A 24,208-nucleotide genomic window follows, 5' to 3' on the forward strand; every position below is an offset into this window, starting at 1 on the left:
TCTCGGTGTTCGAGGACGGCACGGTCTCGAGCGAGGTCGGCGCGTGATCAGCACCGGACCTGCTCTCGAGCCCGAACACTGGGGACTCACGGCCAGCGAGCGCACGGACCGCGGACGCCGTTTCGCGGTCGCGGTCGCAGTCGTCTGCGCGTTGGTGCACGTCGCCTTCACCACGCCCGTGGGCGTCCTGTGGCCCGTGCTGTTCTTCGCGACGCTGCTCGCGCTCCTCGCGTTGCCCCTGTGGATCGGCGGCTTGATCCACGCGCTCGGCGCACGCCGCCGGCACCCGTCGACCGAGACCCAGCGCGCCGTCCTGTGGTGGCTCTTCCCGGCCGTCGCGATCGGCGCCACGGCCGCGGTCGTGCTCGACGACGTCCCGCTGCGCGCGGCCGAGGCCCTGGTCGCGGACGACCTCGAACGCTTCGCCGTCGAAGCCGACGCGGCCGCCGCCTCGTCGCCCGTGGCGCTGGTCGAGGTCGACGACCGACTCGTCGGGCCGTTGCCGTGCGAGAAGCTGCGGCGCTATCCGAACGGCACCCTGCGCGTCGAGTTCCTGGGCACGGGGCTCCTGCACGGGCGGCGTGGGCTCCTGCGGCTCGCACCGGGCGCCGCGATCCCCCACGGCCTCGAGATCACCGGCCCGGAACGCGCGGGCGGCTGGTTGCCCTGGTTGGAGCGCGACGGACGATGAGCACGACCCTGGTCCTGGTTCCGACCGAACTCGAACGGCTGCGCCTGCGCCGCTTCACCGCCGCCACCGTCGTGCCCGAGCTGTGCGGCTTCGGTCCGATCGCCGCCGCCGCGCGCACCGCTGCACTGATCGCGGAACGCGAGCCGCGCCGCATCGCGTTGATCGGGATCGCGGGCACGTTCGACGCTGCGCGCCTCCCGGTCGGCCGCGCGGGAGCGTTCGGCCGCGTCGTCCAGGGCGGACTCGGCGTCGACGACCCGGGCGGTTTCCTCGGTCCGCGCGAACTCGGCCTGCCCCAGGTCGCCGCCGCGGACGGACGCGAGGACGTGTACGACGAGCTGCGCCTGTGGCTCCCGCGCCGGTCGGTCCCGTGCACGACCGGCGCGTTGCTCACGCACCCGACCGCCAGCGCGGACGCGCGGCAGGCGGATGCGCGCCAGAAGCGTTGGCCCGGCGCGCTGGCCGAGGACATGGAGGCGTTCGGCGTCGCGCTCGCCGCCCACGCGACGGGCACGCCCCTGCTGGTGGTGCGCGGTGCGTCGAACCTGGTCGGCGAGCGCGACACCTCGAACTGGAAGATCGACGAGGCCCTGCGTGCGGCGGCCGAACTGCTGGGCCGCGCGCTGGACGTCGAGTGGTCGATGGACGAGGATCGCCGCTGATGAAGCGTCTTCGAGTCGGTCTCTCCACCTGCCCCAACGACACCTTCGCGTTCCACCACCTGCTGGCGCGCACCGGCCCGGACGGCGCCGATTCGATCGAGTGGGTCCTGGACGACATCCAGTCCTTGAACGAGCGGATGGCCGCGGGCGAGCTCGACATCGCGAAGGTCAGCTTCGCCTCGGCCGCGCGCCACGGCGACGAACTGACGGTCCTGCCGGTCGGTGCGGCGCTCGGCTTCGGCGTCGGGCCCGTCGTGCTGACGGCGAACGGCTGCGCCGACGACCGCACGGACGCGCGCGTCCTGACGCCCGGCGCGGACACGACGGCGCACCTTCTGTGGCGCATCTTCCGCCCGCTCTCGACGCGGGTGGAGCACCGGGTGTTCAGCGCGATCGTTCCGGCGCTCGAGCGCGGCGACGCGGACCTCGGCGTGTGCATCCACGAGGCGCGCTTCACGTACGCGGAGCGCGGACTCGAGCTGGCGCTCGATCTGGGCGCGACGTGGGAGGCGGCCACCGGCCTGCCCCTGCCGCTCGGGGGACTGGCCGTGCGCCGCGACCTCGCACGGACCGACCCCGGAACGGTCAGCGCGTTCGTGTGCGCCGCGCGCGCCTCGATCCGTGCGGCGCGCGCCGACGAACGGGCTCCGCTCCCGACCATGCGCCGCTACGCCCAGGAGTTCGACGACGACGTGCTGCTCGAGCACGCGGACCTGTACGTCAACGACTGGACGGAGGAGCTCGGGTCCGAAGGCCGCGCCGCCCTGCGCGAGCTGGCCGAGAAGGCGCACGCCTGTGGCTTCACGGAGCGGGACGTCGGACTCGACCCGTTCGAGCCGGACGAACGCCTGTTCCACTTCGTCGCCCCCGCCGACTGGGAGCGCGCCCAGCGACACGGCGAGTGGCAGCCGCCCTCACTGGACAGCGAGGGCTTCGTCCACCTGTCGTTCCGGCACCAGATCGAGGGCACGCTCGACGTGCACTTCACCGGTGTCGACGAGGTCCTGCTGGTCGAGGTCGAACTCGACGACCCCGGGCAACTCGTGATCGAACCCTCGCGCGGCGGGGCGCTGTTCCCCCACCTTCGCCGCCATCTGCGGACGGCCGAGGCCGTGCGCACGCACCACGTGGTGCGCGGGCCGGCCGGATGGACCGGCCTGCCGCCGTCCTGAGACGCCGACGGGAGCGGTCGCGGAGAGAGCCCGCAGAACGCGAGACGGCCCACGGTGCAGAGCGCCGTGGGCCGTCGTGTTTGGGCTGCCGTGTGCGGGCCGTCGTGTGTTCGGACCGACGAGATCGGGGCGGATCAGGCTCCGGCGTCGCGCAGCTCGAGCATCTCCTTGCGGATCTCCTGAGCCAGGTTCTTCACGTCCTGCATGGACTTGCGGACGCGGGCGCAGGCGGCCTTGTTGTGGGCCACGGCCTTCTCGACGTCTTCGCGGGCGGCGTTCACCGTGGCGACGAGGTTCTCGTAATTCTGGGTCATTCGCAGCGAGTGGGCTGGTGGGTGGTTGTTCGGGACCGTGGCGACCCGGGGGGGGGCCTGCCCGGCGGCCGCTCCCCGAAGGCGCGGCCCCTAGGTCGGCCAGCATACGCCCGACCATGGGTCACGCCAGGGGGTCGAGCGCCCAGAATGCCGCTTCCAGGGCCCTAGAACGCGGGTGCGGGAATCAGGGGCCCGGGGAGACCCTGGTGGCAGATGCCGCATGGGGCCTCAAGTGGACACGATGTGCCACCCATCTGGCGCCCAATCAGCCGTCGACGCCCGCCAGCTCGAGAACGATGCGCCACTGGGCCTCGGTGACGGGTTGGACCGAAAGGCGCGAGCCCTTCTGGACCACGGCCATCTTCGCGAGGCGCCGCTCCCCCTTCAGGTCGGCCAGCGTGACCACCCGGGGCAGGCGCCGGACCGCGCGCACGTCGACCAGCATCCAGCGCGGGTCGTTCGGATCGCTGCCCGAGTCGTGGTACTTCGAGGACGCGTCGAACTGGGTCGGATCCGGGTAGGGATCGCTGGCCACCTCCGCCAGCCCCACCACGCCGGGCACGTCGCAGCTCGAGTGGTAGTAGAGGATCGGATCGCCCGGGCGCATCGAGTCACGCATGAAGTTGCGCGCCTGGTAGTTGCGGACCCCGTCCCACATGGTCGTGCGCTTCTTCGCGGACCAGAGGTCGTCGAACGAGAAGACGTGGGGCTCGCTCTTGAGCAGCCAGTGGGTCGGACGGGCAGGCATGGACGCGGTTCGCGGGGTCGGGGCCGGAAGTTGGCGGTCGGCGGTCGGCGTGGAGCGAGCCGGTCAGGTCCAGAGCGAGTCGCGATCGCCCCACCCGTTCCGACGCTCCGAGACGGGCGGACCGAGGATCTCGGAGAGCAGGACCGCGCGCCGCAGGTCGGCGGGCGTCAGTCCACCGGTGGCGGTCCCGGCCCGACCGACGACCGTCACCTCGCGCGCCGCCTCGGACACGCCGCCCATGGACGGCAGGGCGCTCGACGAGAAGCCACCGCCGGGGATCGGTGCGTGGGACGGACGGTTGCCGAGCGCCATGCGTTCGAGCTGTTCCTCGGTCGGAACCTCGCTCAAGGTCGGTTTGAACGACTCGATCCGGCGGCCCTTCGTCAGCGGGACGTCGGACGCGTAGGTGCCCGCACCACCTTCGACCGGCGCGCCGGTCGCGGGTCCGCCGCTGACGGGCGCACGCTTCGGCAGCCGCGGCGGCGGCGGTGCTTGGGGCGGCGCCGCCGGCGTGCGCGGACGCGCCTCTGCACGCCGCCGCTCGAGCGCCGAGTCCTGGACGATCTCGATGTCGGGGTCGTTGAGCGGATCCGCCGGGCGACGCTTCGCCACGGGCGGCGCGTCGATCTCCTCGAGCTCGGGCACCTTCTCCAGCTCCATCAGTTGGCGCCACAGGTCGCCGCCGAGCTCCTCGGCCTCGCTGCGCGAGTCGGCACGCGAATCCGTGCGCGACGGTCGGGCGGCCTTCGGCTTGGCGCCGCCGGCTCCCTTGTCGCCGCTCGCCATCTTCTTGAGCACGCGCCCCAGCAGCGGCCCGGCGAAGAAGATCGCGAGGACGATGAGCTGGAAGAGGAGCTTGAGCGGATCCTGCTCACCCTGGGCCAGGAGCGGTGCGTCGAACATCGCGCTCAGCGACCGCCGCCTTCGGGACCCGAGGGCCGGCTGCCGGAGCTCGCGCCACCGGAGTCACCGCCGAGCGTCGAACGCATGCGCGTGTCGGCGTCGACGTTCTTCAGCCGGTAGAGGTCCATCACGCCCATGTTGCCCGAGCGCAGCGCCTCGGCCATCGCCTTGGGAACCTCGGCCTCGGCCAGCACGACCAACGCGCGGTTCTCCATCACCTTGGCCTGGAACTCCTGTTCCGCCGCGACCGCCATGGCGCGCCGCTTCTCGGCCAGCGCCTGGGCCACGCGCTTGTCGGCCTCGGCCTGGTCGGCCTGCAGGCGCGCACCGATGTTGTTGCCGATGTCCACGTCCGCGATGTCGATCGAAACGATCTCGAAGGCCGTTCCTGCGTCGAGGCCGCGCGCGAGCACGACCTTGGAGATCGCGTCCGGGTTCTCGAGCACGTCCTTGTGCGAGTCCTTCGAGCCGATCGTCGAGACGATGCCCTCGCCGACGCGCGCGATGATCGTCTCCTCGCCCGCACCACCGACGAGGCGCGAGATGTTGGTGCGCACCGTGACGCGCGCCTTCGCCAGGACCTGGATGCCGTCCTTCGCGACCGCCGCGATCTCGGTCTTGCCCGAGGCCGGGTTCGGACAGTCGATGACCTTCGGCGTGACCGAGGTGCGCACCGCTTCGAGCACGTCGCGACCGGCCAGGTCGATCGACGCCGCCGTGCGGAAGTCGAGTTCGATGCCGGCGCGGTCGGCGGCGATCAGCGCGCGAACCACGTTGGCGAGACGGCCACCGGCGAGCGTGTGTGCTTCGAGGTCGCGACGATCGATGCTGTCGAGTCGCGCCTGCACGAGCATGATCCGCGCGTCGACGATCTGCGACGGCGGCACCTTCCGCAGGCTCATCGCCAACATCTGGAACATGCCGATGCCGGCCTTGGTGAGCAGCGAACGGACGTACAGCTGCGCGTACCGCAGGAAGAGGCCCGCGAGGCCGATCACCGCCAGGACGAGGACGACGATCAACACGGTGTCGAGCGTGCCCGCGGCCAGGAGCGGCGTGAAGGGACCCGCGAGGGCGAGGGGAGCGTCGAGCGGCATGGGAGGTTGGCAGTAAGGACGTCGAGCGAGCTGGACGACCCGGACGTTCCGAGTCGTGCGTGTTTCGAGTGGCGATGGGTGTTCGAGTGCGATCGGCGCCGTCGCGATCGCCGGGCCGTCACAGCATGGGTGCCAGCGGACGCGGGCTCAAGCCTGGTCGGCCGGTGAGTCGTCGCGCGCCACGACCACGCGATTCCCGCTCACCTCGACGACGACGACGGGGGTTCCGGCGTCGATCGCCTCACCGCGACTGACCACGTCCACGCGGCGACCGTCGAGCGTGGCGTGGCCGGCAGGGCGCAGCACCGACGACGCCACGCCGCGATGTCCGACCAGGGTCAGGTCCCGCTCGTCGGTGGCGGCGCGCGCGTCGAACGACAGACCGGGATTCACGGCGTTGCGTCCGAACGGCGTGCGCGGGAAGAGCCACAGTCCGAAGCCGATCGTCAACGGCAACAGCAGCGCCATGGCGACCAGGATCGTCATGCCGGGGCGCGTGCCCTCGCTGAAGGCGACGACCAGCGCCGCACCGAGGGCGACCGCGGATCCGATCGACAGGAACCCTCCGGACGGCAGCAGCGCTTCGGCCAGGGCGAGCGCCAGGCCGAGCCCCAGCAGGAGGATCGGCCAGGTGAGTTCACTGCCGTCGGAGACAGTCTCGGCGAGAGCGAGGAATGTGGTGGTCATGCGCCTGTTCCGCCGTCATCGGGTTCGACGGCCTCGACCACGATACGCCCGGTGCGCACCACGACCACGCGAACTCGTGTTCCGACGTCGAGCGAGCCGCCGTCGACCGAGGCTTCGACCTCGGCACGGCTGTGTCCGTCGAGCAACACGCGCCCGACCGGACGCAACGCCGTGGCACAGGTTCCGAGCGCTCCGGGTCGCAGGGCGTCGGCGCCGACGCACGCGAGCTCCCCCACCGCGGACGCGAATCCGCCCGTCCCGGTCTCGCTCGGACCGCTGGCCAGCGCGTGACCGACGGGCGTGCGCGGCAGGATGCGTCCGAGCGCCAGACCGCCGAACATGCCGACGAGCGTCCAGCCGAGCGTGCTGATGGTTGCGCCGATCAACACGCGGCGATCGAGCGCGAGATCCCAGTCGAAGCCCGGACCGAGCTGCGACGCGACCAGGCCCCACAGGAGCAACAGGCCGCCCGAGATGCCGGCGACGAAGGTCCCGGGCACGATCAACAGTTCGACCGCGATCAGCACGACGCCGAGCCCCATCGCCACCACGTGCTCCCAACCCGCGAGTCCGGTCAGGTAGCGCGACGCGAGCAGCAGCGCGAAACACACCAGACTGCCGATGCCCGCCACGCCGAAGCCCGGCGCCTGGAACTCGGCCAGGGCCAACAGAACGGCGATCACCAGCAGGAACGGCGCGATCGGCGCGAGGCGTGCGACGAGTTCCTCGGACGCCGTGGCCTGGATGCGCTCGACGTCGGCGAACGCCTGTCCGAGGTTCAGCTCGACGAGTTCGCGCAGTCCCGACACGGTGCCTTCGCTGAAGCCGAACTCCAGCGCCTCGCTGGCGGTGAGCGCGACCAGCGTCTGGTCGTCGACGACCGTGCGCACGAGCGTGACGTTCGCGCCGGTCTCGCGCAGATCGTCCCACTCGGTGCCGGTCACGAGCGTCGGTAGCCCGTCGATCTCGACCAGCCGCACCTCGACCGTCTCGTCGACCATGCCCTCGGCCAACGCGGGCGGCCGGTTGTTGCGTTCGGCCCACGCGCGCCATTCGACGCGGAACGACGAGAGGAACTTCTCCTCGGCCTTCTCGATGCCTTGCATCCCGATCGTGATCGGCGTCGCGGCGCCGATGACGGCCTCGGGCGTCATGTAGATCTCCTCACAGCTCATCGCGACCATCGAACCGGCCGAGAGCGCCTTCGCGTCGACGAGGGCCACGACGACGGTCCCGTCCTCGCGCGCGGCGTCGATGGCCTTGGCGAGGCGCCACATCAGCGTCACTTCACCACCGGGCGTGTCGAGCTCGACGATCACGATGCGCCCGGCCGGTCGAGCGGCGTCGATCGCGCGACGCAGCAGGCTGAGCGACGAGGCGTTGAGTTCGCCCGCGAGTCGCACCACGACGGGTCCGGTGCGCGCGGCGTCCGCGCCTGTGGCTCCACCTGTGCCCGGCGTTCTCCCCTGCCCCTGCGCGCTGGCCGCGGGAACCGTCGGTGAAGCAAGAGCGGATGCAGCGACGAGGAACGCCAGGCCGAGAACGAGCGAGCGGAGGATGATTCGGAGCGAGGGCATCGTCGGTCGGGGATTCGAATGGGACGCCGCGGCAGATGCTCACACGAGGTCGGTATCCGCCAGCGTGTACCACCAGTGGTTGCGCAACCACAACGGCGTCAGGCGCCGAACCCAGTGTCGCGAACACATGGTGTACACCGACGGGTGCACGCGCCAGCCGCGCTCCTGCATCCAGGCGAACCAGGGCGACCAATCGGGCACCACGAGGGCCAGGCCGGTGGCGCCGTCCTCGTGGGCGAGTCGCCGCAGGCCCCGTTCGAGGAGTTCGGCCACTTCGGGCTCTTCGGGCGGAACCAGCCACTCGCACACGCAGCCCACGTCGTCGACGACGAGGTGGGTGCGGCGGTAGACGGCGAGGCCGCGCAGGATCCCCTGTTCGTCGCGCACGCCGAGGCGCACGTAGGTCGCCCCCGGGCGCGAGAAACGCCACTCGAGGAACGTGGCGTCGCGGATCGCACTGGCGCCGAACGCGCCGCTGCAGCGGTCGTAGAGCCAGCGCACCTGTTCGTCGAAGGCGCCGAGCCGCTCCACCTCCGCCGGCCAGGTGTCGGGCGGTACGACGGGCGCGAGTCCGAGCACCGTCTGGGTGCGCACCACCTCGTACTTGAGGAACGTCGTGCCCATCTTGAACGCCTGCTCGATCGGCAGTCCGAAGTGGACGACGTCGCGGTCGGCCCCGCCGTAGCGATCGAAGAAGGCGTTCGCGGTGTTCACGAACAAGCCGGGCCGCTTGAGTCCGCGGCGGTGCGCGGGGTGCGTCATCGAGTCGACGCCCTGGGCGAAGGTCGCCTCCGCGCCCTCGACGATCATGCGCAGAGGTTGCGCGGCGCACTGGGCGACGACGCGCCCGTCGCACACGGCCACGTACACGCGCCAGCCCGCGGGATTGTCGGTGAAACTCCAGCGCCAGCTCTCGACGTCGCGGCCCACGAAGCGGTCGTCGCCGTCCGTGAAGACGTCGTTGAAGCACCGCACGATGCTCTCCTCGTCACCGGGGAGGTACTCGCGGATCTCGTAGTCGTTCGCGGTCATCTCGAGAGTTGGGTGCGCCGCAAGGTCCTCGTCCGCGCGCTCACACCAGGTCCGTGTCGGCCAAGGTGTAGTACCAGTGGTCCCACAGCCAGCGCGGGTGGTGACGCTTCGAGAAGTAGCGCGCGACGGGGAAGTACTTCGTCGGTCGCACGCGGAAGCCGATCGACTGCATGAGCATCCACCACGGACGACTGTCGGGCAGGACGACGACCAATTCGTCGCGGCCCGCCTCGAGCGTGCACGCGAAAGCCCAGTGCGCCAAGGCGTGGCCGGCCTCGGGCACGTCCGGGTCGATCAACCACTCGCACAGCGCGCCGCACGGCACACCTTCGAAGGAGCCGTCGCGGAACACCGCCAGACCGACCAGTCGTCCGGCCCGGCGCGCGGTGGCGATGCGGTAGGTGAAGCCGGGGCGCTCGAGGAAGCGCCAGGTGAGTTGCGGCGCGTCGCGCACGGCGATGCAGCGCGACGTGGGCGCCACGCGATCGAAGAGCTCGCGCACGTCCTCGTCGAAGCTCGCGACCTCGGCCACGTCGATGCCGGGCGCGGGACCCGCGGCGAACGTGCGCTCGGTGGCGAACAAGAGGCCCTGGGTGCGCACCACTTCGTACTTCAGCTGGCTCTTGCCGATGCGCCAGGCGGTCTCCACCGGCCAGCCCCAGACGAACGCGTCGCGATCGGGACCGGATCCCGAGTAGGCGTCCCAGTAGCCGAGACAGGTGCGCACGAACGCGCCCGGTCGCTTGAGGCCCTGGGTGAACGTCGGATCGGCCATCGAGTCGATCGACTGGCTGACGAAGGTGGGTTCACCGTCGATGAGCATGCGCTGGGCGATCCCGGCGCACTGGGCGACGATGCGACCTTCCGGCGTCACCGCGAGCCACAGCCGGCGTCCCGACGGATTGCCTTCGAAGAGCCAGCGCCAGGTCCGAAGGTCGCGCGGTTCGAAGGTCGGGTCGATGGCCGCGAAGACCCGGTTGAAGGTCTCGAGCACGGCTGCCTCGTCACCGGACTCGTAGCTGCGCAAGGCGTACCCGTGGGCGCTCGCGGACTCCTGCTGGGGCTCGTTCCGACCGTTCACGGCGCGTCAGTATGGCACAGGCCTTCGGGCCGCCGTGAGCGCGGACCCGGCCCCGACGACGAGTCGGACGGCACGTGGACGCGCGGGACGGCCACTGCCCGGAATCGACCCGCGCGCCGGCGCAGGTGATGGCGGGAGTGCATGGGAATCGAACCCACCGAGCACGCTGTTCACGCACCCCTAACCGGCTTTGAAGACCGGGCGGCACACCAGCGCCGATCCACTCCCGCTCGAGCGCCCATCCTGGACGGCGGGAGCCCGCGGATCAAGCGGACGCGACCTTCGCCGTCGATTCCTCGCGGCGGATCACCGAGTGGCGACCGCCCCGCCCGCCCGCCCGTCTCAACGGCGCAGGTCGAACAACTCCGCGCGCGGCACCCACCCCAGCGTACCGTCCGCGAGCTCGACCTGGATCCACTCGGGCAGGGCGTCGCGGCGCAGGACGTCCTCCCCCGCCGCCGCGCGCGCCACGACCGTCGAACCCGTCCGGGCCTCGGAGCGCAGTGAGACGCCTTCGGGAGCGATCACCATCTGTGGCCGCTCGTCCGCCGTCAGGTGGCCGTGAACCAGCGGCGCGAACAGGACGCCCGCGACGACCAGCGCCGACCCGGCCCAGAGCATGGCCGCGCGACCGCCGCGCAGGGCTTCGATCAGCAACGTGACCGCCAACGGACCCAGCCCGAGCAACGCCAGCCAACGGGCTTCCCCGGGCGTCCAGGCCGCGAGGTACGCCCCCCAGGCCGCCGTGGGTTCGAGACCCGTCCCACCGTCGAGCTCGGCCCGCTGGCGCGCGAGCTCCAGGTTGTCGTGGGTGGCTGCGTGGCGCGGCTGGTGGCGGAGCGCCGCGCGGTACCAGCCCACCGCTTCGAGCGGGCGCTCCGCTCGGAAGGCCGCGTTGCCGAGGTTGAACAACAGCGCGTGGCGATCGAACAGGACCGCGTCGGCGCTGTCGGTCTCGGGCGGCGCACCGATCGTGTCGAGGGCGACGAGCCAGAGTTCCTCGGCCCGTCCGTAGCGACTCTCGCGCCAGGCGCCGACGCCGGCGTCGAACAACTCCGCCGCGCGTCGTTGGGCGTCGGACGGCTCGGAGAAGAAGCGACCGGCTTCTTCGTCCTTCGCCCCCCCGGACTCGGGCGTCGGGGCCGCTGCCTCGACGACCGAGGACTCGCGCGCTTGCGCACCGGAGCCCTGGACCGTCACGAGCGACGTGAACGGCCCGCGTGCTGGGTCCGCGGCGGCCGGCCTCGCGGTCCAGGCGAACAGGACCAGGGCGGCTGCGACGAACGGACGAAGACGAGCGATGCTGCGCTGTTCCATGGGACTACAGGCCCTCCTCGAGCAGGTCGCGGGCGGTGGTCACCAGCTGGTCGCGCGTCACGCGCGGATCGTCCCCGTAGGCCGCGGCCTCGAGGTGTTCGGAGGTGCGCGCGATCAGGTCGGTCGTCACCTCGCCCAGGTCGTCCTCGCTCGAGCGGCGCGCGAGCCGGCGCACGTCGCGCCCCACCCACGCCTCGGCCGGCACACCCGTGCGCGCTGCCAGGAACCCGGTCCAGGCGCGCAGATCCTGTTCGGGCGTCTCCGCTCGGCCGAGCTCGCGCTCGAGACGTCGCAGGGCACGCCTGCGATCGGCGGCGGACCCCAGGGGTCCGGACTCGCGGCGCGCCGCCAGACGCAGCGCGATCCACGCCACGGCGACCGCTCCGAGCAGCGCCAGCAACGTCGACTCGCGCGGAGCACTGCCCTCGGGTCCCGCCGCGCGCAACGGACCGGTCTCGATGTCGACGATGTCGCGCTCGAAGCTCTCGATCGCCGGCTCATCGGTCAGCGAATCGGACACGACCGGCGGCGCGGCGGTCGCGCGCGCGAGGACGCGCACGGGCTGGGGGTCGGTCGCGACGACGCGGTAGGTCCACGTGAGCGGATCGAAGGTCCAGAGTTCGACGGGCGGCACCTCGTCGACCTCCGCGGACAGGGGCGCGAGGTCGAACACGACGCGTCGGCGGTCGTTGTCGCGCTCCTCGCTGACGCCGTAGACCGCGAAGCGATCGGCGAACGCGCTCGACAGTTCGAGGTTCGGCGCGGCGAAGTCGGACAGGTTGCCGGACCCCGTGTAGTCGACGATCAGCTTGAACGAGTCGCCGACGAACATCTCGGACACGTCGAGCGACGCGCGCGCGTCGAAGTCCCCCACCGCGCCCGTGAAGCCGAGCGGACGGCCCTCCTCGGGCAGTGGACGAACCTCGAAGGAACGCTCGCCGAGCCGCTTGAAGAACTCGTCCGTGGGTTGGAACTCGCGCCCGAGGAACGTCGACTCGCGCCAACGCCCGGTGCGGATGCGCAGCACGGTGCCCGACAGGTCGACGTTCCCGATCCGCAGGGGCGTGACGAGCAGCCGCAGCCGCATGATCCGGTAGGTCTCGCCGTCGACGACGCGCGACCGGGCGGCCGAGGTCGGAACGCGCATGGTGCCACTGATCGTGGCTTCGGTCGGCGCGCCGTCGCGGCGGTCGGGGGCGAGGACCTCGACGGCCTCGCGTCCGAGCGAACCGAGCCAGGGCAACGTCAGGTCGAAGGTCGCGGAGGTGCGACTCGTCGCGCTGGCGCGGACTCCGAACTCGATCTCGACCGGGAAACTCTGACCGACCGCGACGCGCTCGAACGGCAGGTCGATCTGGAGGAACCCGAGCGCTTCGCCCCGTTGATCGCGCACCACTTCCAGGAGGAGCGGCTCGCTCGCGAGCTCGTCGCTTCCGAACACGCCGACGATCGGTGGGATGTCGTAGCGGCCCTCGGTGTCGCAGGAGACCGGCACCGTGTACGTGTAGATCACGTCGCGAACGGTCCGCCCACCCGAGAACGAGACGCTGCGGTACAGGCTCGGTCCTTGGATCTGGCCGAAGACGACGCCCTCGACGTCGGGCAGGCGCAACAGGTTCGGCTGTCGATCGCGCACGTCGACGATCAGCTGGGTCGAGTCGCCGAGCTTGAGCACCGGGTCCGCGAGCCGCACGGAGAAGCCCTCGTCCGTGCCCTGCGCACCGGGCGTGGCCGCCGCGCTCCCCAGGCAGAGGGCGATCCAAAGGAGCGGCAGCACGAGCGCGCGCACGAAGGACGCGACGGTCGCGTCGGAAGGGGTCCGGCCGACGAAGCCGGTGCCTCGAAGGCTCACGTGCTGCAGGCCCGTGTCGTGGAAGGAGAGGCACATGTGGATCACCAGTCGCGCGCGACGCGCCGTCTCTGAGTAGCGGCCATCCGGCGACGGGTCGCCTCGCCCTGGGCCTCGATCTCGGCCAGCCGTTGCAGCAGGCGCCGGACCTCCACGTCGGTCATGTCGACCGGGGTGCCAGCGGCGTCGGTGGGTTCGAGTGCTTCCTCGTCGCCGCCGCTCTCGACCTCGCCGTCCTCCAGCTCACCGTCCTGTGCGGACTCGTCGGCGGACTCGTCGTCCGCGTCGGAGGGATCGGCGCCCGCGTCGGAGGGATCGTTCGGATCGGCGTTCTGCTCGTCACCGTCCTGCTGGTCACCGTCCTGCTGTTCACCGTCCTGGGGCTCGGCGTCGTCCTGGTCTCCGTCCTGCTGACCCTCGCTCTGGGACTGGTCGCCGTCCTGCTGGCTTCCGTCCTCGGACTGGTCACCGTCCTGCGGGTCACCGCCGTCGTCGGCCTGATCGTCCTTCTGGTCGCTCTGTTCCTGCTCCTCTTCCTGATCCTTCTGCTCCTGGTCGAGTCGCTCCTGCTCCTCGTCGGCGCGGTCGCGCACCGCATCGATCTCCGCCAGTCGGCGCTGCACCCACTCCAGGTTCGCGCGCGTGTCCTCGTCGCGCCAGTCGAGCTCCAACCGTTCGAGCAGACCGGTGCGCGCGCGTTCGAAGGTGGCGGCCGCCTCGTCGAGCACGGCGCGCTCGGGCGTGTCGGGCCCGTAGGGCACCTGCTGCGGCGTGAGCATCGCCGTCGACTGGGCGCGCTGGATCTGGCGTTCACCCGCCTCGGCGAGCACGGTGCCCAAGCCGTAGGCCGCGCGCAGTCGCAGCTCGGCACGCGCCGGACCAGCCCCGACCAGCGCCCGTTCGAAGCGATCGGCCGCGTCGTTCACGAGCCCCGCGATGCGTTCGAGGTCCGGTTCCTCGACGGTGGACCCGGCCTCGGCGGCGCGGCCGGCGGCGAGCGCGGCCACGTAGTCGAGCAGGGCGCGATCGGGCCCGGACCAGCGCGCGCCGTCGTTCGGCGACAGTCCTTCGAAGCGCGCCTCGAACGAGCGCGCCAGTTCGAGCGCCTCGAGTGGTGCGCCGGACTCGAGCCGTTCGACGAGCGCCGCGATGCCGTCCGCAGCGGTCGGCAGAGGACTGGGAACCGCCTCGGGCGACGCGCCCTCGTCGCCGAGCTGCTCGCCGGCCTGACCGTCCGCCGGGGCTCCCGTCGGTCCGGACTCGTCGCCAGCGGCGCCCGTGTCCTGGAACGGACGGGTCCACGCCGTCGCGCTCGGCACGCTGCCGAGCACGACGAGTGCGCCCACGAACGCGCGGGCGAGGCTTCGGAATCGTTCGATCATCGTTGGTCGTCCCTTCTGCTGCGCCGTTCCCCCAGCGCGCCTTCGATCGTCACGAGCAACAGCGCGAGGAGCAAGGGCCACTGGTAGCGATCGTCCGGAACGCGCGCCGTACCGCTCTCGAGTTCGCGTCGCTCGACGTCCTGGATCGGGCCGCGGAAGAGATCGACCAGTGGCCGCCCCGAGCGCTCGGTGCTCGAGTACGCACCACCGGTCGCGAGTGCGAGTCGTTCCAGGGAGTCGTCGACGAGCTTCGTGACGACCTCCTCGCCGTCGGGGCCGGTCAGGAAGCGTTCGTCGCCCAGCGCGTCGGCGATCGGGATCTTCGCGCCGCGCGTCGTGCCGACCCCGACGACGAAGACGCGGATCCCGCGCTCGGCGGCTCGTTCGGCGAGCTCGAGGCCCTCGCCCGACAGGTCCTCCCCGTCGGTGACCAGGACGATCGCCTCGTGCTTGCCGCTGCGCTCCTCGAACAGCTCGAGTGCGAACTCGATCGCGCGTCCGAGGTCGGTCCCGCCGAGTCGCGCGTCGTCGAGACTGACGGCGTCGAGCAACTGGCGCAGGGCGATCCGGTCGCGCGACAGCGGAGCGATCTGGCGCGCGTCGCCCGCGAACGCCACGAGCGACGCGCGGTTCTCGCCCAGCTCGCCGAGCAACTGTCCGATCTCGCGCTTGGCCCGTTCGAAGCGCGTGGGCTTCACGTCGCGCGCCAGCATCGAACGCGAGGTGTCGATGCACAGCACCAGGTCGATGCCGCGCCTGATCTGTGGGCGTTCACCGAATCCGAGCGTCGGCCCGCCGAGCGCGAACCCGCCGAGCGCGAGCGCGAGGACCGCGAGCATCCAACGGGTGCGGCTGCGCGACGGCGACCACAGCGTCGCATCGCTGACCCGCCCGCGCGGCAGGAGCTGTGCGACCGCGTCCCTGCGACGGCGCACGGCGCGCGCGCCGAGACCCGCGACGACGAGACCCGAAGCCGCGATCCAGAGCGCCGCGGGGCGCAGAATCTCGAACTCGTCGCTCATGGCAGCGTCCGTCGGAACGTGGTCGACTCGAGGCACCACGCGAGCGCGTAGAGCAACAGCGCGGCGAGCAGGAACGGCGGGTACAGGTCGAACGCCTCGACCATGCGCTGTGTCTCGCGCGGCGTGCGTTCGAGCTCCTCGATGCGCTCGTAGATGCCCTCGAGCTCCTCGCGATCGCGTGCGCGGTAGAAGGTCCCACCGGCCCGTTCGGCGATGGCGCGCATCTCGGTCGGATCGAGCTCCTCGCTCGAAGCCATGATCTGCCCGAAGGTCTGCGCCAGCTTGTAGCGCCCGGCGAGGATCGTGTAGACGGTCACACCCTCTTTCGCGGCGAACTCGGCCGCCTGCAGCGGGGTGATGACCGGCCCGCGCGTCTCCTCGCCGTCGGACAGGAGCACGATCACCTTGGACTTGGCGTCGCTGCCCTGCATCAGCTGCACGCCCTTCGTGAGCGCCGCACCGATGCGTGTGCCGTCCTCTTCGCTGTTCACGATGTCGAGCCGGTCCTCGAACCCTGTCAGCGCGTCCACGTCGAGCGTGAACGGGCAGATCAGCTCGGGGAAGCCGGCGAAACCCATCAGGCCCACCGCGTCGCGCGCGTAGCCGCGGTCCGTCATGCGGCGCCGCGCGAAGTCGAGCGCCACTTCGCGAACCACGTCGATCCGCATGCGCCCGCTGCCGAGTTCGCCCTCCATGTCGCGCAGCTGCATCGACGTGGAGCGGTCGACGATCAGCAGGATGTCGACGCCCTCGCTCGAATCGGCGGTCTCCGCGTCGGTGCGCAGCGGACGCGCGAGAGCCACCGCGAAGAGCACGACCGCGACCACTCGAGCGAGCGGGACGACGAAGGCCGAGCGCTGGCGCAGGGTGCGCGGCAGCACGACGCTGGGCAGTCCGCCCGTGCGCGCGGCCCCGCGTCCGCGCCGGACCAGGAACATCAACGCCAGCGCGAGCGGCGCGATCACGAGGTACCACGGCGCCGCGAAGGCGTAGTCGCCAAAGACCCGCAGGACCGGCGATCCGGCGCTGCGGCCCGACTCGATCAACGGCTCGAGGAACTCCTCCAGCGCTCCGACCAGGTCACCGAACGTGGACCGAGCGAGGATCACGCCGCACCTCCCCGGCTCGTCGCGACGTCGCGGGTCGCGGTTCCGCTCGCGCGCACGGGGTCGCCGGACGGTCCTCCGGCGAAATCGAGCGTGGCGCGCTCGAAGGTCAGCGCGTCGCGGATCAGCTCCTCGATCGCCCAACGGGTCGGGCGAGCCGGTGCGTAGCGCACGGCCACGGCGCGCGCGAGGAAGCGGTCGAGATCGACCTGTTCGCCCATGCGGAACAGGTCCTCGCCCAGCGTCGCGCGCCACTCCTCGTCGGTCAGGGACCGATCGCCGGAGGCGCCGCGCTCGGCGAAGCCCGCGCGCACGTGGACGACGGCGTCGAACGCCGCCTGCCGCAGCTCGACCGAACCGCTCGCGACGCCTTCGAGGAGGCCTTCGAGAACCGTCGCGCGGTCGGGGGGCGGACCGGTGCTCGCGCGCGCGACGCGGTTGCCACGCAGTGCGACCACCAGCGCCACGAGGAACAAGAACGTGGCGCCGCCACCGATCCAGGCGGCGCGGTTCCACAGCGGCGCCTCGGCCTCGGTCGTGAGCGGCTCCGGCATCGGACGCGGACCGCGCGCACCGGGGCCGATCAGGCCGCGCACCGTGACGAGCGCCTGGGCGGGCTCGTCCCCCTCCGCGCTCGCGCCGTCCAGCGCGCGCGCAACGCGAAACTCGAACGTGCGCTCGGTGTTCGCCGGTGCGTCGTCCGCGAGCGCCGGCGCGTACTCGACCCCGAGACCCGTCAGCGCCCGCTCGGGGTTCCACACCAGCCCACCACCCTCGACGGACGCAGGCTCGAGCGAGAGGGACGCGACGCGGTACGTGATGCGCGTGACCAACGTCGCGCCGTCGGCGAAGCCGGTCGCGCTCGCACGCGCGCCATCGGCGGGCAGGTCGGGCAGCGCGACGACGTCGAAGACGTGGAAACCGCGCTCGGCGGTCAGCACGTCGCGCACGACGGCGGCGGCGGCGCGCACTTCGACGTCCCGTCCGTGCCGACAGACGACGGACAGCTCGAACGGCTGCCCCACTTCGACCGCGTCCGTCGGCGCTTCGACCCACACGTCGAGGATCCCTTCGAACGCGGGGGCGACGGCGGCGTCCTGCGGAACGGTCGCGAGCGCGGGCCGAGCGGCGGTCGCTGTCGGCGCGGGGGTCGTGGACGCATGCGCGGGCGCGAGCAGCGGCGCGCCGAGAACCGGCCCCGGCCACAAACTCAGGGCCAGAACCAGGGCCGACAGCGAGCGCAGGAGAGCGCCGCTCATCGGCCGCGCCCCCGACGCGCCACTCGCGCGCGGAAGAAGGAGACGAGCGGATCGGTCGCGCCCCCGGCGGCACTGGGAGCGGTGGACAGCTCCACGCTCTCCCCCCGCGCCGCGAGCGTCGCCGCCGCGAAGGCCGCGCGCCGCGCTCTGGCGTCGGCCGCCCAGGCCTCGCGCACGGCCGCACTGCTCGTGTCCACGTCGACGCGGCGGCCGCTCTCCGGATCGTCGAGCGCGAGCCACCCCACGTCGGGAAGCTGTTCCTCGAAGGGATCGACGACGCGCACGAACAACAGGTCGTGGCGCCGGGCGAGGCGCGCCGCCACGTCGACCCATGGCGCGTCGTCGAGGCCGCGGAAGTCGGAGAGGACGACGAGGACGCCGTGGCGCTTGAGCACCCGTTCGAGGGCTTCGAGCGTCTCGAGCAGCCCGCGGCCGGTGGAGGGTCGCGAGGGTTCGGCCATCAGGGCGCCGAGCACGCGCAGCACCTGACTGCGGCCGGCCTCGGGGCGCACGTGCCGCTGACGTCCGACCGAGAACAGGTCGAGGCCGACCAGGTCGCGCTGCAGCGATGCCGCGCCCGCGAGCAGTGCGACGGCTTCGGCCACCACCTCGCGCTTCGTCGCTTCCCCCGAACCGAAGTCCATCGAGGGACTCGTGTCCGCCACGAGGTGCATGCGCAGCTGGCGCTCCTCGGTGTACGTCTTCACCTGGGGTTCGCCGGTGCGCGCCGTGACCTTCCAGTCGATCGTGCGCACGTCGTCACCCGGTTGGTACGGGCGCACCTCCTCGAACTCGATGCCCGAACCGCGGAAGCTCGAGCGGTACGCGCCTCCGACGTCCCCGAACGCGAGGCGCTTCGTCCGCAGCTCGAGCATGCGGATGCGTGCACGCAGCGCCGGACTCAGAGCCTTGCGGCCGAGTTCCAGCTCGTCGTTCACGGAGTGCGTCTGCGGAGCGTTCATGGCTGTTCGATCGACCGGTGCGGGCGAACCGCTGGGCGGCGCGCCGGCCCGATGCCGCTGGGCGGAGCGTGTGCCCTAGGGCACTTCGACGCGCTCGAGCAGGCGCCGCACGATCGCGTCGCTGTCGGTCCCGGTGGCCTCGGCCTCGAACGTTGGGTGGACGCGGTGTCGCAGGACGGCGGGCGCGACGTGCTTGATGTCGCCCGGGGTGACGAACGCGCGCCCGGCGAGGAACGCACTCGCGCGTGCCGCCATGACGAGCGTGATCGTCGCACGCGGACTCGCGCCGTACTGGATCAGCGGAGCGAGTTCGTCCAGTCCGAACTCCGCCGGACGGCGCGTGGCGTGGACGAGCCGCACCACGTACTGCTTGAGCCTGGTGTCGAGGTGCACGGCGTCCACGTGCGGCTGGGCCTCGAGCAGCTGTTCGAGCGTCGCGACCCGGCGCGCCTTGGGCGGTCCGGACGTGCGCGCCATCCGGTCGAGGATCGCGAGTTCTTCCTCCTGGTCGGGGTAGTCGAGCACGACCTTCAACGCGAACCGGTCGAGCTGGGCCTCGGGCAGCGGATAGGTGCCCTCCTGTTCGACCGGGTTCTGCGTCGCGAGCACCAGGAACGGCGCGGGCAACGGGAACGTGGTGCCGCCGATCGAGACCTGCCGCTCCTGCATCCCCTCGAGCAGGGCCGACTGCACCTTGGCCGGCGCGCGGTTGATCTCGTCGGCCAGGACGAAGTTCGCGAAGATCGGACCGCGACGCACTTCGAACGTCCCCGACTGCGGCAGGTAGATCTCGGTTCCGACGAGGTCGGACGGAAGCAGGTCCGGCGTGAACTGGACGCGCGCGAAGTTCGCGTCGACCGCTTCCGCCAGGGTCGAGACGGCGAGGGACTTGGCCAGACCGGGCACGCCCTCGAGGAGCACGTGGCCGCCGGTGAGCAGTCCGATCAGCAAGTGCTCGACGAGGTCGCGCTGGCCGACCAGGACGTCGCCGACCGCGTCGACCAGGTCGCGCAGCCAAGCGGTGTCGACGTCGAGCTGACGTTCGGCTCCGGGAACTTCGGTGGATGCCATAAGCGTGTCGTGGGTCCGACTCGGGCGGGAGGCGAGGGACGAGAAGACGGGCGGGTGGGAGCGCGGCGACGGGTTCGACCGCGAGCCCCGGTGCACGGCGCGAGCTCGCGGTCGCGCGCTCCTCGGGGAGGTCGCCGGAAGTCGAGCTGGTCGAGCTGCGCGGGGCGCGGTCGTCGCGGAAGCGATCCGGTCACGCAACCGTGCGCCCGGCGCGGAGCCGAACGCACGAACGCGGCGGGTCCTACGCAGCGCGCCCGCAGGGCGTTGGGACCCCACGGGCGTCGCTGTCGGGTCCGGCCCCGACGAGAGTAGGACTTCGGCCCGCCGCGCCCCACCCCGGAGCGACTTCGAGGTCGCAGGGATGGCGCGCGGCGCGCGGTTCGGTCGCTCGGGCGCGGACGCTCCCGGCCCCGCCGATCGGCGCGACGCCGCTCCGCTGCCTTCCGCTCCGCCGCCCACGGCACCTCCACCCACGGCACCGTGTGGCGCCGAGCGGCGATCCGCGGCTCAGCGATCCTCGTCGGCGACCCCCGAACCGGCGCGGTCCGGTCCCTTCGGACGGGCGGGCGGGACGAAGGGCGCGCGCTCGAGCTCGGACAGAAGGTGCGCGACCGCGGCCTCGAGCTGGGGGTCCTCACCGCGCGCGAGCGCCGACGGATCGTCCATCACCTCGATGTCCGGGTCGACGCCGTGGCCCTCGATCCCCCAGGTCCCGTCCAGTTCGTAGAAGCCGAAGGTCGGGATCGAGTGACTCGTGCCGTCGATCAGCGCGGGATTGCCGGAGAGTCCGACGAGCCCACCCCAGGTGCGGCGGCCGATGAGCTTTCCGAGACCCGCCTGACGGAAGTAGTACGGGAACGCGTCGCCACCCGATCCGGCCCAGCCGTTGATCAGCATGGCTTTCGGTCCGAAGTGGCCGTCCGGCGGCCAGTCCCAGTCCTCGCCGTGCCTCACCGCCCAGCGGTTCACGAGCGGACGATCGAGCAGCTCGACGAAGCGCGTCGGAATCTGTCCACCGCCGTTCCAACGCTCGTCGACGAGCAGCGCCGGAGCGTGGATCGCGCCCTGCATCTGCCGCACGAGTTCGTTCTGACCGCTGGCGCCGGTGTCGGGCACGTGGACGTAGCCGATGCGACCGTCGGACAGCTCGTGCACGCGTTCGCGGTTGCGGCGCACCCAGTCCCGGTAGCGCAGGGAACTCTCGCTGGCCAGCGGCTCGACGAGGACGTCGTAGCGCGAACCTTCGACGTCGCCGGGGTCGCTCGCGAACGTCAGTTGGGTCGTGCGTCCGGCGGTTCCGAGCAGCGCTTCGTTCACCGAACGGCTGGCGTCGACCGGAACTCCGTCGACCGCGAGCAGGAGGTGGCCCACCTCGACCTGGGTGTGCGCGAGCGGATTGCGCGCGTCCGTGTCGTAGCTGCCACCTGCGAGCAGTCGCGCGATGGACACGCGCTCGCCGACCCGTGCGAAGTCGGCGCCCAGGAGACCGGCGGTGGGCCCGTCGGGAGCGGCGGGACCGCTCGGAGCGACGCGACCGTTGTAGGCGTGACCGACGTTGAGCTCCGCCATCATCTCGCCGGTCAGGAAGGCCAGGTCCTCGCGCGACGTGGCGTCGAACAACGCCGCGAGGTAGCGCTCGCGCACCGCGGGCCAGTCGAGGCCGTGCATGCTCTCCTGGTAGAAGTAGTCGCGGAACAGGCGCCAGGTGTCGATCAGCATCTGCCGCCACTCGGCGCGCGGATCGATCTGCGCGACCAGGCCGCCGAGGTCGACCGTCTCGTCGAACGACTGACCGGGCGCGAGATCGACGATCGCGATCGAGTTCCCGCGCATCAGGAGCAGCTTGTCGGCGCGCGAGCACACGTCGAAGCCACTCAGGCGTTCGATGACGGTCGCTTCCTCCCACTCCTCCGTGTCGAGCAGCACGAGGCGCGGAGCACCCGATACGCCGCGCGGCGTGGTGCGGACGAAGAGTAGGCCCTTCGAGGTGCCCACGAGCGCGCTGATGCGACCCGGATCGATCGGGATCTGGATCCCGCGCGCCTCGAAGCCGTCCACGTCGATCACGAGGGCCTCGTCGGTCTCCTCGTCGTCCGCGTCGACTTCGGAAGCGCCGTCGTCCGCCTCGGTGGCGCCGTCGTCGGACGTGCCGTCGTCGGACGTGCCGTCGTCGGACGTGTCGTCGTCGGACGTGTCGTCGGACGTGTCGTCGGACGCGTCGTCGGCCGCGTCGGATGCATCGTCGGCCGGCTCATCGTCGGCCGCCGCACCGTCGTCGCTCGCGTCCTCGTCGGTCTCGATCGGCTCCTCGTCGTTGGTCGGAACGAGCGGCACGTCCACGTCCGCCCGCAGCGGCACCGCGATCAGGACCTGCGTCCCGTTGTAGATCCAGGTCGAGTCCTGATCGGCGTAGAGCGCACCCGTGAAGTGACGGGCCGAGGCGTAGTACAGGAAGTCGCCGTTCGCCCCGAAGGCCGGACTCGAGTCGTCGAACGCTCCCGAGGTCACGCAGGTGGTGGTACCGGTCGCCAACTCGTGCAGGAAGACGGCGCCGTTGCGCGTGACCGGGTGCTTGTGGGAGTAGGTCAACCAGTCCGACCCGGGCGACCAGGACGCGCCGAGCGGGTTGCCGGCCGGATCGACGGCGATGGTCGCGATCGTGACGTCCCCGCTGCCCCAATCGTCGCAGGTGGCCAACCAGAGCTGGCCAGCGTTGTCGGTGAAGACGAGCTTGTGCGCGTCGGGCGCCCACGTGATGTTCGAACGGAACCCGGCGCCGAGGTTCGAGAGCGTGCGCTCCCCGTGCTCGTTCGCCCCTTCGAAGTCACCGCCGTCGGCGCGCTTCACGGTCAGCTCGTATTCGCCCGTGCGGTCCGAGAAGTACGCGATCCAGGCGCCGTCGGGACTCCAGGCGGGACTGCGTTCGGCCACGCCGCTCGAGCGCGTCAACGCCCGCGTGAAGCCCTCGTCCGCGGGCGCGTCGAACAGCTCGCCGCGCGCCTCGATCACGACGCGCGCACCGGTCGGACCCGGCGAGGCGGAAGCCACGTCGTCGGCCAGTTGCAGGCGCTCGGGCCGCAGGTTCGGACGGTCGCCGGGGATGACGACGTCGACCGCGACGAGCGCGTTCTCGACCAGGTCGTAGCGGTACAGGCGACCACCGTTCTCGAACACCACGTCGGTCGGCCCGACCGACGCGAAGCGGACGCCGAACTCGGTGAACTGCGTCAGCTGCGTGGTCGCCTCGGTGTCGAGGTCGTAGGAGAACAGGTTGAGGACGCCGTCGGGTCCGCGGTCGGACACGAACAGCAGCGTGCGGCCGTGCCACATCGGCTGCGCGTCGGTGCCGGGGAAGTCGGTCACCCGTCGCGACGCGCCGGTCAGGAGGTTGTAGAGCCAGACGTCCTGGGCGAGTCCGCCCTGGTAGCGCTTCCACGTGCGGAACTCGCGACCGGACGGTGTGTAGGCCAGCCACTCGCCGGTCTCGTCGATGCTGCCGAACACGCCGTACGCCGGCGGGAGCGCTTCGGGCTGACCGCCGTCGACGTCGACCGTCATCATCCGCGGCGCGCGCGCCATGCCCGCGGCCTCCGTCGACCAGTACAGGAGGCGTTCGCCGTCCGGCGTCCAGTCGCACAGGATCTCCTGCCCGGGGTGGAAGGTGACGCGCTCGGGAATCCCGCCCTCCGTCGGCATGACGTAGAGGTCGCTGCCGCCGTCGTAGCTCGCCATGAAGGCGATGCGCGAACCGTCGGGGCTGAAACTCGGGAAGGCCTCCCCACCCGCCGCCGACGTGAGCCGCGACGCCGTGCCCCCTTCGCGCGGGACCAGCCACAGGTCGCCGGCGTAGCGGAACGCGATCCGGTCCTGCGACACGTCGGGATAGCGCAGCATGACCGCACTGGGCGAGACGCTACTGGAGACACTGGGGCGGGGCTCGTCCTGCGCGACGCCGACGTTCGTCGGTTCGGGCAGGAGGGCGAGAAGGAGGACTTCGATCAACATCGCTCGAGAAGGGAACGGGACGCGGTTGGCGCGTGAAGGTAACGAAGCCGCGAGCAGCGCCCACCGCCCGGTTCCATTTTGGGTTTCGCCCTCGATCTCACCGCCGTCCAACACGCTCGGCTCCCCCGCCGCACGCCCGCACAACTCGGGCCGAATGCTCTTACGAATCACCGTCCCGTGACGCACGGCGCCCCCGACCCTTCCGCGCGGAAGAGTCGGGGGCGCGTTCGCTCCGAAGCGTGTCCGGCGCGACGCGAGTGCTTGCCCACTC

The 24,208-nt window shown here is 71.6% G+C and carries 20 protein-coding genes and 1 tRNA gene; 3 read left to right on the forward strand and 18 right to left on the reverse strand.

Features of this window, described 5'->3' with window-relative positions; genetic code table 11:
• Positions 1 to 43 precede the first annotated feature (43 nt).
• The 3 genes from Pla163_RS12585 to Pla163_RS12595 are packed head-to-tail and all read left to right on the forward strand — an operon-like array spanning position 44 to position 2,525.
• On the forward strand, positions 44 to 691 hold the full coding sequence (locus tag Pla163_RS12585) for a hypothetical protein (RefSeq protein WP_145188823.1): 648 nt from the start codon (positions 44 to 46) through the stop codon (positions 689 to 691).
• Positions 688 to 1,353: a futalosine hydrolase gene (gene mqnB / locus Pla163_RS12590; RefSeq protein WP_145188826.1), complete on the forward strand. Its 666-nt coding sequence runs from the start codon at positions 688 to 690 to the stop codon at positions 1,351 to 1,353. The genes Pla163_RS12585 and mqnB overlap by 4 nt, the downstream gene beginning before the upstream one ends.
• Positions 1,353 to 2,525, forward strand: a complete 1,173-nt coding sequence (locus Pla163_RS12595) for an MqnA/MqnD/SBP family protein (protein ID WP_419185889.1) — start codon at positions 1,353 to 1,355, stop codon at positions 2,523 to 2,525. Before mqnB ends, Pla163_RS12595 begins: the two co-directional genes overlap by 1 nt.
• A 134-nt stretch (positions 2,526 to 2,659) precedes the next feature.
• On the opposite strand, the gene Pla163_RS12600 is transcribed toward Pla163_RS12595, so the two are convergent.
• The 18 genes from Pla163_RS12600 to Pla163_RS12680 form a co-directional block, all read right to left on the reverse strand.
• Positions 2,660 to 2,839, reverse strand: coding sequence for a histone H1 (locus Pla163_RS12600; protein WP_145188830.1), 180 nt, complete (start codon positions 2,837 to 2,839; stop codon positions 2,660 to 2,662).
• 265 nt (positions 2,840 to 3,104) lie between these two features.
• Positions 3,105 to 3,587, reverse strand: a complete 483-nt coding sequence (locus tag Pla163_RS12605; protein ID WP_145188832.1) for an EVE domain-containing protein — start codon at positions 3,585 to 3,587, stop codon at positions 3,105 to 3,107.
• Positions 3,588 to 3,650: 63 nt separating this feature from the next.
• Positions 3,651 to 4,490: a hypothetical protein gene (locus Pla163_RS12610; protein ID WP_145188835.1), complete on the reverse strand. Its 840-nt coding sequence runs from the start codon at positions 4,488 to 4,490 to the stop codon at positions 3,651 to 3,653.
• A 5-nt stretch (positions 4,491 to 4,495) separates the two neighbouring features.
• Positions 4,496 to 5,587, reverse strand: a complete 1,092-nt coding sequence (gene floA, locus Pla163_RS12615; protein WP_145188837.1) for a flotillin-like protein FloA — start codon at positions 5,585 to 5,587, stop codon at positions 4,496 to 4,498.
• 147 nt (positions 5,588 to 5,734) lie between these two features.
• Positions 5,735 to 6,274 carry an NfeD family protein gene (locus tag Pla163_RS12620; RefSeq protein ID WP_145188840.1) on the reverse strand — a complete coding sequence of 180 codons (540 nt, stop codon included), beginning with the start codon at positions 6,272 to 6,274 and terminating at the stop codon, positions 5,735 to 5,737.
• Positions 6,271 to 7,851 carry an NfeD family protein gene (locus Pla163_RS12625; protein WP_145188843.1) on the reverse strand — a complete coding sequence of 527 codons (1,581 nt, stop codon included), beginning with the start codon at positions 7,849 to 7,851 and terminating at the stop codon, positions 6,271 to 6,273. The genes Pla163_RS12620 and Pla163_RS12625 overlap by 4 nt, the downstream gene beginning before the upstream one ends.
• Positions 7,852 to 7,890: 39 nt before the next feature.
• Complete coding sequence (locus Pla163_RS12630; RefSeq protein ID WP_145188847.1) at positions 7,891 to 8,883, reverse strand: GNAT family N-acetyltransferase; 993 nt, start codon at positions 8,881 to 8,883, stop codon at positions 7,891 to 7,893.
• Positions 8,884 to 8,923: 40 nt separating this feature from the next.
• The gene (locus Pla163_RS12635; RefSeq protein WP_145188850.1) at positions 8,924 to 9,964 is read right to left on the reverse strand and encodes a hypothetical protein; all 1,041 of its coding nucleotides are present in this window, start codon (positions 9,962 to 9,964) and stop codon (positions 8,924 to 8,926) included.
• Positions 9,965 to 10,093: 129 nt separating this feature from the next.
• A tRNA-Sec gene (locus Pla163_RS19045) sits at positions 10,094 to 10,192 on the reverse strand.
• 114 nt (positions 10,193 to 10,306) lie between these two features.
• Positions 10,307 to 11,281, reverse strand: coding sequence for an SH3 domain-containing protein (locus Pla163_RS12640; RefSeq protein ID WP_145188854.1), 975 nt, complete (start codon positions 11,279 to 11,281; stop codon positions 10,307 to 10,309).
• A gap of 4 nt (positions 11,282 to 11,285) precedes the next feature.
• Positions 11,286 to 13,169: a BatD family protein gene (locus Pla163_RS12645; protein WP_145188857.1), complete on the reverse strand. Its 1,884-nt coding sequence runs from the start codon at positions 13,167 to 13,169 to the stop codon at positions 11,286 to 11,288.
• Between the two features lie 5 nt (positions 13,170 to 13,174).
• Positions 13,175 to 14,512 (reverse strand): hypothetical protein, encoded by a 1,338-nt coding sequence (locus Pla163_RS12650; protein ID WP_145188860.1) that lies wholly within the window; start codon positions 14,510 to 14,512, stop codon positions 13,175 to 13,177.
• Positions 14,509 to 15,534 carry a VWA domain-containing protein gene (locus tag Pla163_RS12655; RefSeq protein WP_145188863.1) on the reverse strand — a complete coding sequence of 342 codons (1,026 nt, stop codon included), beginning with the start codon at positions 15,532 to 15,534 and terminating at the stop codon, positions 14,509 to 14,511. Before Pla163_RS12655 ends, Pla163_RS12650 begins: the two co-directional genes overlap by 4 nt.
• Positions 15,531 to 16,643 carry a vWA domain-containing protein gene (locus Pla163_RS12660; RefSeq protein WP_145188866.1) on the reverse strand — a complete coding sequence of 371 codons (1,113 nt, stop codon included), beginning with the start codon at positions 16,641 to 16,643 and terminating at the stop codon, positions 15,531 to 15,533. Before Pla163_RS12660 ends, Pla163_RS12655 begins: the two co-directional genes overlap by 4 nt.
• A complete protein-coding gene (locus Pla163_RS12665) occupies positions 16,640 to 17,899 on the reverse strand; it encodes a hypothetical protein (protein WP_145188869.1) in 1,260 nt (419 codons plus the stop codon). The genes Pla163_RS12660 and Pla163_RS12665 overlap by 4 nt, the downstream gene beginning before the upstream one ends.
• Positions 17,896 to 18,861 (reverse strand): DUF58 domain-containing protein, encoded by a 966-nt coding sequence (locus Pla163_RS12670; protein WP_145188872.1) that lies wholly within the window; start codon positions 18,859 to 18,861, stop codon positions 17,896 to 17,898. The genes Pla163_RS12665 and Pla163_RS12670 overlap by 4 nt, the downstream gene beginning before the upstream one ends.
• Positions 18,862 to 18,936: 75 nt before the next feature.
• Positions 18,937 to 19,932 (reverse strand): AAA family ATPase, encoded by a 996-nt coding sequence (locus Pla163_RS12675; RefSeq protein WP_145188875.1) that lies wholly within the window; start codon positions 19,930 to 19,932, stop codon positions 18,937 to 18,939.
• Between the two features lie 507 nt (positions 19,933 to 20,439).
• A complete protein-coding gene (locus tag Pla163_RS12680; RefSeq protein ID WP_145188878.1) occupies positions 20,440 to 23,937 on the reverse strand; it encodes a S41 family peptidase in 3,498 nt (1,165 codons plus the stop codon).
• Between the last annotated feature and the right edge of the window lie 271 nt (positions 23,938 to 24,208).

This window comes from Rohdeia mirabilis, assembly GCA_007750655.1.
Classification (GTDB): Bacteria; Planctomycetota; UBA1135; order UBA1135.

Bases quoted from the DNA above. Each gene is read 5' to 3' on its own strand.
- mqnB (WP_145188826.1), top strand. From the start codon at position 688: ATGAGCACGACCCTGGTCCTGGTTCCGACCGAACTCGAACGGCTGCGC.
- Pla163_RS12595 (WP_419185889.1), top strand. From the start codon at position 1,353: ATGAAGCGTCTTCGAGTCGGTCTCTCCACCTGCCCCAACGACACCTTC.
- Pla163_RS12600 (WP_145188830.1), bottom strand. From the start codon at position 2,839: ATGACCCAGAATTACGAGAACCTCGTCGCCACGGTGAACGCCGCCCGC.
- Pla163_RS12605 (WP_145188832.1), bottom strand. From the start codon at position 3,587: ATGCCTGCCCGTCCGACCCACTGGCTGCTCAAGAGCGAGCCCCACGTC.
- Pla163_RS12610 (WP_145188835.1), bottom strand. From the start codon at position 4,490: ATGTTCGACGCACCGCTCCTGGCCCAGGGTGAGCAGGATCCGCTCAAG.
- floA (WP_145188837.1), bottom strand. From the start codon at position 5,587: ATGCCGCTCGACGCTCCCCTCGCCCTCGCGGGTCCCTTCACGCCGCTC.
- Pla163_RS12620 (WP_145188840.1), bottom strand. From the start codon at position 6,274: ATGACCACCACATTCCTCGCTCTCGCCGAGACTGTCTCCGACGGCAGT.
- Pla163_RS12625 (WP_145188843.1), bottom strand. From the start codon at position 7,851: ATGCCCTCGCTCCGAATCATCCTCCGCTCGCTCGTTCTCGGCCTGGCG.
- Pla163_RS12630 (WP_145188847.1), bottom strand. From the start codon at position 8,883: ATGACCGCGAACGACTACGAGATCCGCGAGTACCTCCCCGGTGACGAG.
- Pla163_RS12640 (WP_145188854.1), bottom strand. From the start codon at position 11,281: ATGGAACAGCGCAGCATCGCTCGTCTTCGTCCGTTCGTCGCAGCCGCC.
- Pla163_RS12645 (WP_145188857.1), bottom strand. From the start codon at position 13,169: ATGTGCCTCTCCTTCCACGACACGGGCCTGCAGCACGTGAGCCTTCGA.
- Pla163_RS12650 (WP_145188860.1), bottom strand. From the start codon at position 14,512: ATGATCGAACGATTCCGAAGCCTCGCCCGCGCGTTCGTGGGCGCACTC.
- Pla163_RS12655 (WP_145188863.1), bottom strand. From the start codon at position 15,534: ATGAGCGACGAGTTCGAGATTCTGCGCCCCGCGGCGCTCTGGATCGCG.
- Pla163_RS12665 (WP_145188869.1), bottom strand. From the start codon at position 17,899: ATGAGCGGCGCTCTCCTGCGCTCGCTGTCGGCCCTGGTTCTGGCCCTG.
- Pla163_RS12670 (WP_145188872.1), bottom strand. From the start codon at position 18,861: ATGAACGCTCCGCAGACGCACTCCGTGAACGACGAGCTGGAACTCGGC.
- Pla163_RS12675 (WP_145188875.1), bottom strand. From the start codon at position 19,932: ATGGCATCCACCGAAGTTCCCGGAGCCGAACGTCAGCTCGACGTCGAC.
- Pla163_RS12680 (WP_145188878.1), bottom strand. From the start codon at position 23,937: ATGTTGATCGAAGTCCTCCTTCTCGCCCTCCTGCCCGAACCGACGAAC.